This is a genomic window from Bacillus sp. AFS023182, from assembly GCF_002560575.1.
GTDB lineage: Bacteria > Bacillota > Bacilli > Bacillales > Bacillaceae_G > Bacillus_A > Bacillus_A arachidis.
This window is the reverse complement of record NZ_NTRO01000076.1, coordinates 1-5,986: the sequence shown is the minus strand read 5'-3', so window position 1 is coordinate 5,986 and position 5,986 is coordinate 1. Positions and strand designations below refer to the sequence as shown.

Genomic DNA, 5,986 nt, shown 5'->3' with positions numbered 1-5,986 from the left:
GACACGCCGATTTGCCAACGTAAAGAATACCAATCATGTACTTGTCCCATTGGGACAATATCTGTAGGAGTATTTGTCATATATACATTGATACCGCTAAGTCGTTTACTACGGGCAGAATACTTCATTCCTTTCTTTTTTTCTCTTACAGTTTGATCTTGTAATCGTTTTTTTTGTTGTTCTTTTGTTAGTCGATGAACAATCACACGAGTTGAAACTTTATCAGTCATTCCTACATAAGCATCAGATATTTCGTATGTTTGCCCTGGATGAAGAGAATTCATTAATGCCTCCATATCTATCTGTTTATATTCTGTTTTCTTCTTTAGTTTTCCATTTTGATAATAATCAGGATTAGGATTTTTTTGATAAATACGTGTATTTGATTTAATACGAGAGATATAGTAAGCCTTTTTATCTTGTATATGTTGAAGATCTTTCAGATGAAAATAGCCTAAATCCCGAATACACAAATCATTTTCTTTCACGGTTGGAACACACAGAGAACCATAGGTTCGATCATGTTGTTTTCCTGGACCTGTATGAATATGTAAAAACTGTCCACTTAATAGATCATACTCCAATTGAATTTTTAATCCCGCTGTATGGCTGCATCCTCCAGCACCTGGATAAGCGCTTGAAAAGGAATCAGGTAGTTGAAATGCAGTTGAATCTAAAATACGAATACGTTTGAAAACAGAAGTATAGGGAGAAGAAAAAGATACAGATGAAGCTAATTTTTGGTTTAGTAGTTTGGCTAATATCTGTTGTAAAAAGTGAACGGCTTCCTGGTTAAATCGTTGATTCAGTCCCTCAGGACTGATAAGCACTTCGGTTGATGCTTCTAAACAGCTAGATAGCTGAGTTAAAGAAGTCGTAGCAACCTTTTGGCTCATCCACACACATAAAGCGATTAAATCCTTTGCTTGGTACTTACTCATTCGCTGAACAAAACCAACATCTCTAGCAAGATTCTGTAAGGCATTTGGAGATAAAAACCTTTGAATCTCTTGAGCAAATAATTGTAATTCATCAGATATAGAAATAGACATACGAAAACGCCATCCTTTCCTATGATTCTACAAAAAGAATAGCGTATTTTTTCATTTTAGGGGGTATTTTGTTTTGTTAGCTTGATAGCGATGGGGTAGCGCCACACATCCATCAACTTAAGAAGAATAAACGCCACCAAAACAAAAAAAGCCCCAAATTTTTCTTGAAAATAAGTTAGGGCTTTTGAACCAGAAAAGTATATTTTCAACTATGAAAACTACGATAAATTTTTCCTTTTTTCCTACTTGCTAAATTCAGCAAGTAAAATTTTTTTAAAAGGATTAGGACTGTCAGTTCTACCCAAACTATTCCAATTGACGACCAACGTATGCTTGCCTCCAAGTTTACCTCCAACAAAGGTAGTAAACCCTAGAATGCCACCTGTGTGTCCCCATATCGAGACACCGCTTGGAAGCTTAGTTTCATAGATTCCAAGACCATATCCATCGATTCCTTCTTTTCCTGTAGGAACTGTAGTAAGCATTTGTTTTAGTTGCTGTTCCTTCAGTAATTTGCCACCGAGCAAGTAAGAGAAGAATTTGTTTAAGTCGTCAGCAGTAGAAATCATATCTCCAGCAGAGCTACCTGCACTTGGGTTATAATAAGTAACGTCTTTTAGCTCACTTGCTCCGTCTGGTTGGAAATATCCACGGGCATGGTTAGTGCCTGGAATCACACTTGAATTGCCTGGTAGGAATGTGTTCGACAATTCAAGTGGTTCAATAATCCGATTTTCAATCTCTTCCGCATAGCTGTTTTTGGTTACTTTTTCAATAAGAATGCCCAGTAATACGTATCCTGTGTTTGAATAAGACCAGCCCTCTCCTGGGGCAAAGTCTGGAGGGAGAGAAACCCCCATCTTCACTAACTCTTCAGCCGTATACGATTTTTTTGTATCCGTAAAATCAGCGTCTTTTGACCTTGAGTATTCAGCGATACCACTTGTATGGTTCAATATATGCCGGATAGTAATCTTGTTACCATCATATCCATTTCCTTGAATGACACCAGGCAACCAGTCTTCGATGTAGTCGTCTAGATTCAGGCGATTCTCTCCAGCTAATTGAAGTACAACTGTTGCGGTGAACGTCTTCGTCACACTCCCAATGCGAAAGCGAAAATCTGTTTTCATTGGTTTCTTGGTTCTCAGATCCGCTATTCCAGCGGCATACCCCCACGTTTTTCCACCCTCAGAAGTTTTAGCAAGTATCCCCGGGTATCCAAGTTGCAATGTATCCCGCATTGCTTGTTTGACGTAAGTACGATCTCGTTGAGTATTTGTTTGTAACGAACTAGATACATTTTGCGTGGGCTCTGCTTTTATAATTGAGGTTGGTGTTGTATATAATAGGGAACTTCCAGCTATTAAAAGGGCCAGACTTGCACATGTAATTTGACTACGTATTTTCATAAGGCATTCCTCTCCTCTATTCATATTGTATAAGTGCTTGCTTACTGTTCCTTACTTCCTGACAAGACTTAGGGAAAGGCCCTCACGCATATAGATTAAAGCCCCAGTACAAAGGTATCTATCAATACCAACAATTTGAGTCATTTAAATCTCCATCCCTCCTATAACAAAATTATTCAAAGGTATGAAAGCATATTATGTACCCTTAGTTATTATTAGTATTAACACAACATGAGACATAACCCCAACCCATATTTTACTTTATTTATCCATAATATGTATTGAGAAAGAATGTAAATTCGAATCCTTTCCGTAACCCAACTATTGATCGTTTTTTTCGTCTATTATAATTAGTTATTTTGAATTTCATAATAAAAAACTGTAAAAAATATAACGAGTCCCTTAACGTACAGGAAGCGGTTGAAAAATATGTCTATACGCACAATTTTCTTTTTTTGATATGGTGAACCCATCGCCATCAAGCTAAGGTTTTGAAGTACCCACTAAATGAAATTTTTCTTTCTCTACAGTTAGTTATTTTGAGAAGTCATCTCATTTTTTGTTTTTTGGGTGTTACTTTTTCTTAAGTTGATGGATGTGGGATCCCGCCACATCGCTATCAACCTAAAAAATCAAAATCCCCCTATAACGAAAATTCTATTCATTGTTGACTACTTATAATGATAGGCTATATAAACTTTACATGAATAAGATATATAATATATAAATAACGATTAACTGAGGTGAGAGTATGGAAGATACATATAAAATTCCAAAATTAGAAACAAAGCGTCTTTTATTAAAAAAACTAGATTTTCATGATTTAGATGATTTATTTGAAGTCTATTCGGATCCTCAAACAACTACATATGTACCTCGAGAGGTACACAAAAATAAAGATGAAACTCGTATTTTTTTAGAAAATACGATGGACACAGCTAAGAAAGGTAAGTCTTTCATATGGTCTATTATCTTTAAGGGTGATCAGAAAACTATTGGAACCTGTGGCATCTGGAAATTATCACACAGTAGCGCTTCTTTAGGAGCCGTTATTAACCCACTGTATTGGGGAAAAGGAGTTATCGTTGAAGCTTTAGAAGAACTAATAAAGTTTGGCTTTCAAGAATTAGATTTAAATCGTATTGAAGGAAGATGCGACATAAGGAATACAGCGTCTGAACGAGTTATGCAAAAGCTAAAAATGACATATGAAGGAACAATGAGACAAAGTGTAATGATTAATGGTATGTATTGCGATTCTAAGGTATATTCTCTTTTAAAACATGAATATGGTAACTTTCGATAATGAGACGTTATGTTAACTTGACGTGAATATGTTATACATCAAAACTCCTCATCCAGCGTTCTCTCCACATGGTACAATTAGGAAAAGGAGGAGGACTTCAAAATGATTTTAGAAGCAGTCATGTTGCAAGTAAAAGACGGTATGGAGACGGAGTATGAATCAGTATTTAAGCAAGCATCCTCAATCATCTCTTCCATGCCAGGATACATAAATCATGAATTACAACGCTGTATGGAGCAGAAAGGAAAGTATTTGCTTCTTGTGCAATGGGAAACTTTAGAAGACCACACGGTAGGATTTCGTCAATCTGAACAATATCAAAAGTGGAAAGCATTATTGCATCACTTTTATGATCCATTTCCAACAGTTGAACACTTTGAGCATGTAGAGTTATCACGAAACTGAACTTGACCGTCTATTAATACTTGAAAAGTAACTTCCAATAACGATAATTATGTGAACACGAAAGTCCTCCAGTTAAACAATCTGGAGGACTTTTAATAGTCTTCTAAACACATTGAATCCCGATAATGAGACGTTATGTTAACTTGACGTGTATACGCTATTCACAAAAATATGTTTAAGCAAAAAAGNNCTTTTTTGCTTAAACATATTCTGATTCCAATATCTTGTACAAATCATCAACTATCTTGTACAAATCATCAACGAACTGTTTAATCTCATTTAAAGAAAACTGTAAGAACTGTACTACATTCTTTTTAGTTCCCTTAAATACATATTGACCTTCTTCATACTGAACTACTTCACTAAGAAGGAGAGGGTTTATATTACCTTGTATCTGACCGTTTTTAACTGAAAAATTGCCTGTTGGTATGTTATTATAAACACAATTTTCAAAGGTAACACTCATATTCGGGCCAAATTGTCCCATATTTCCGATTTGTGTATATATAATACTGTCCCTTTGACTCTCTGATAAATCATCATGCTTGTTATCGTTGGTTTCTCTACACATGTATGTAAGGAATTTCCTTTCAATGTTCCTCTTATGATCTTGAATGCCTTCAACTAGACTGTATATTTGCACATCACTACTCAGTAATCCTGGGAGGTTTTGCGAAACACGGATTCTAAATATCTTTTTTGTTGGCCCATAAGGAAAATAGACTTTATTGTCCTTCTTACTTTGTAGTTTCCTGTTTCTTTCCTGTTCAGGCACTACCAACTTAAAAATGTCTTGTGCTGTATATTCTAGTATGCTTCTACAATGTTCCAAGAAGCTTTTAACTTTAGGTACTGCAACCTCTACATTTTCCGGGTTTTCAAATGCTTCACTAAATTTAGCATCTATCTGACCTAATAATTCTTCACATTCTTCAATGAGTAAAGTACAACTTTCTTTTCTCACTATTAATCCCCCCTATATACACATTTTAAGGTTCTTAGCAGCCCTACCGCTGTATTTCATCTTATCTTAAGATACAATTTTCCCGGAATGATATGGTGACCCCTATAAGAAAAGGCTCTTTAAAAAATTATTTTAATTCAGCTAGTTTAATAAAAGTCGACTAGTTAGACCCGTTTAGCAATATCTTTATATCGTTTAATAAATTCATAAGAATATGATTGACCATTCTTATCTTGACCAGCATCCCAATTTATTGACCATGCCGCCAGACCACGAATAGCGTTTCCACTTTGCTTTAACCTTTCCATAGCATTCAAGACAGCGGATGGATCAGTAACATATCCTGTAGCAGCAGCGTCACCGTTAGCAGGAAGACCCATTATTAACTTATCATGAGGAAGTTTAATAAACCCTTTTGTACCACTTGCTATAGCATCCATCACATAATATAGAAAATCTTCTTTTCGTTCATCATCATTTTGTGCGAGCCAAGCACTAACTTCATCAACCCATAGGCCCTCGCCACCCTGATTATAAAATTGGGGACAAACCAAATCATAATAACCTTCTAGTCCTACAAGGTAAGAAAGGTATTTATCATTATCACGCAAGTAAGGAAACTCAGGAGCTAAAGCAATTAAAAAGTGTTTACCTTCATTTTTGTAGAAATCTTTTACATTTTTCAAAGCTGCTGGAATAACGGTACAATTATTACCTGCCTTAATAGTACTTTCATTTAAATCTATACAAATACCACTAAATCCGTAGAGTTTTTCTAATCTAATAATCTCATCAGCTAAGTACTTTTCCATTCCTATACGTAATTCAAGGTTCTGGTGCAAAGATA

Annotated in this window: 6 protein-coding genes; 2 read left to right on the top strand and 4 right to left on the bottom strand. The window is 35.5% G+C overall.

Annotated elements, in window-relative coordinates; translation table 11 throughout:
- Together CN288_RS24635 and CN288_RS24630 are read right to left on the bottom strand one after the other, a co-directional pair.
- Window positions 1-1,052 (bottom strand): IS4 family transposase (locus CN288_RS24635; RefSeq protein ID WP_098303318.1); only part of this gene is annotated, 1,052 nt, incomplete at its 3' end.
- A gap of 242 nt (window positions 1,053-1,294) precedes the next feature.
- Window positions 1,295-2,464, bottom strand: coding sequence for a serine hydrolase domain-containing protein (locus tag CN288_RS24630; protein ID WP_098303317.1), 1,170 nt, complete (start codon window positions 2,462-2,464; stop codon window positions 1,295-1,297).
- Window positions 2,465-3,215: 751 nt separating this feature from the next.
- Between CN288_RS24630 and CN288_RS24625 the strand changes: the two genes are divergently transcribed.
- Window positions 3,216-3,770 (top strand): GNAT family N-acetyltransferase, encoded by a 555-nt coding sequence (locus CN288_RS24625; RefSeq protein ID WP_000390342.1) that lies wholly within the window; start codon window positions 3,216-3,218, stop codon window positions 3,768-3,770.
- A 102-nt stretch (window positions 3,771-3,872) separates the two neighbouring features.
- Window positions 3,873-4,175 carry an antibiotic biosynthesis monooxygenase family protein gene (locus CN288_RS24620; RefSeq protein WP_098303316.1) on the top strand — a complete coding sequence of 101 codons (303 nt, stop codon included), beginning with the start codon at window positions 3,873-3,875 and terminating at the stop codon, window positions 4,173-4,175.
- A 199-nt stretch (window positions 4,176-4,374) separates the two neighbouring features.
- Here the strand turns inward: CN288_RS24620 and CN288_RS24615 are convergent, their stop codons facing one another.
- Both CN288_RS24615 and CN288_RS24610 read right to left on the bottom strand, forming a co-directional pair.
- The gene (locus CN288_RS24615) at window positions 4,375-5,139 is read right to left on the bottom strand and encodes a hypothetical protein (RefSeq protein ID WP_098303315.1); all 765 of its coding nucleotides are present in this window, start codon (window positions 5,137-5,139) and stop codon (window positions 4,375-4,377) included.
- A gap of 164 nt (window positions 5,140-5,303) precedes the next feature.
- On the bottom strand, window positions 5,304-5,986 hold a 683-nt coding region (locus CN288_RS24610), incomplete at its 5' end, for a glycosyl hydrolase family 18 protein (protein ID WP_141528005.1).

What these genes read in the sequence shown, in the direction of transcription:
- CN288_RS24630 (WP_098303317.1), bottom strand. Translation starts at nt 2,464, where the DNA reads ATGAAAATACGTAGTCAAATTACATGTGCAAGTCTGGCCCTTTTAATA.
- CN288_RS24625 (WP_000390342.1), top strand. Translation starts at nt 3,216, where the DNA reads ATGGAAGATACATATAAAATTCCAAAATTAGAAACAAAGCGTCTTTTA.
- CN288_RS24620 (WP_098303316.1), top strand. Translation starts at nt 3,873, where the DNA reads ATGATTTTAGAAGCAGTCATGTTGCAAGTAAAAGACGGTATGGAGACG.